This is a genomic window from Glutamicibacter sp. MNS18, from assembly GCF_026107515.2.
GTDB lineage: Bacteria > Actinomycetota > Actinomycetes > Actinomycetales > Micrococcaceae > Glutamicibacter.
The window spans coordinates 1-1595 of record NZ_JAPCHW010000030.1 but is presented as its reverse complement, the minus strand read 5'-3'; the positions used below and the strand labels follow the sequence as shown (position 1 = coordinate 1595).

The 1595-nt window shown below is 67.3% G+C and carries 1 protein-coding gene; it reads right to left on the bottom strand.

Annotation, left to right across the window (positions count from 1 at the left end; genetic code table 11):
• Positions 1-1595: HNH endonuclease signature motif containing protein (locus OK351_RS17820; RefSeq protein WP_265161765.1), on the bottom strand; the 1595-nt coding region annotated here is incomplete at both ends.

Sequence of the window (1595 nt, the reverse complement as noted above, 5' to 3'; positions counted from 1 at the left end):
CGCGGGGTTCGGGTCGGGTCCAGGTATTCCGGTTCCAGTACGTGGGGTAGCCCGTTGATGTCCACGATCGTGAATTTCCCGGCGTGGTTGTCGTCGTGGTCCCGGGGGCAGAGCATGGCGCCCTTGTCCACATCGGTGGGGCATCCTCCGGCCCAGCCGCCGTCGTCCCAGTGGTGTGCTTCGCATAGTTCGGGTGGGTAGCTGCATCCCGGGCGGATGCAGCCGCGGTCGCGGGCGAGCAGGGAGGTGCGTTGGGTGGGGGTGTAGATACGTCGGGCGCGGCCCTGGTCCAGGATCTGGCCTTGTCCGCCCAGGACGTGGGAGATGATTTTCGCGTCGCAGAGGGTGCGGCGTAGTTCCGTGGGGCTGATTTTCACCCCGTGGGTGGTGATGCCGTGGGCGTGGGCGAGGTCCATGAGTTGGGACAGGTGCATGTACACGTTGATGGTGGGGATGACCTGGGTGGTGTTGCCGGTGCTGGTGGTGCGTTGTTTCAGGAGGGCGAGGAAGCCGTTCAGTCGGCGTTGGTCCACCGGGATTCCCGGGTCCGGGACACCGGTGGTGGGTGGTTCGGGGGGTGGGGTCCTGGGGGTGGCTGGTGCCGGGTGGGTGTTCGGGTCGGTGGCCCAGTCCGGGGGTGGGGTGGTGCTGGTCAGCCAGTCGGGGTCGGTGGGTGCGGTTCGGGGTGTGGTGGTGTCGGGGTGCCCGGTGTCGGGGTTCCCGGTGGTGCGGGCGGCTTTGCCGGCTTGGGTGTTGGGGTTGTCCAGTTGGGCGATCAGGGAGCGCAGGAGTTCGGCGTTGGTTCCGGTGACGGTGAATTGGTAGGTGTCCACGCCCAGTATGGTGCGGATGCGGCGGAAGTATTCGGTGGGTTTGATCGCTTGGGTGTTCGCTTGTTTGTAGGCGGTGCACAGGGCGGTGAGGCGTTTGGCGGCGGTGGCCCGGTCGTGGTCCTGGAGCAGGTGTGCGGCGTGTTCTTCCAACGGGATCCCGTCGGGGCCGGTGGCGGTCGGGGGCAGGGGTGTGCCCTGGTTGATGGTGTCGGCGGGTTCGAATTTTTCCAGGCGGCGGGCGGCGTCGCGGGCTGGGCGGGGGTCCTGGGTGGGGTCGTGGAAGAGTCGGGAGAGGTGTGTGTAGCGCGGTGTGGTGGTGGTGCCGGCGATGGTGCGCCGGTTGATCAGCCGGTGGGTGTCGTGGAGTCGGGTTTGGGCTTCGAAGTCGTTGATGCCCAGCCAGCGGGCCAGTAGGGCGGCGGTGTCCTTGTGGGCGGTGCGTCCGGTGGTGTGTTCGGGTGGTTGGTCCCAGTTGGTGGTGCCGTTGGTGAGTCGGTTGTATTCGGTGGTGCTCAGGGTGTGGGCGGCGGTGGCTTCGGCTGCGGCGGTGATGTGGAGTTGGTGGCGCAGGGCGGTGCGGTAGTGTTGCTCGATCAGGGTGGCGGTGTGCAGGACGGTGCGGGGGTCTTCGGTGGTGGGGGTGCTCAGTGCGGTGAGTAGTTGCAGGGTCAGGTCCCCGATTTCCTGGCGCAGTGTGGGGTGTAGTGAGCTGTTGTGGGTGCTCACCGTGTCCCGTAGGACGCCCAGGGCTGTGGCCAGGGA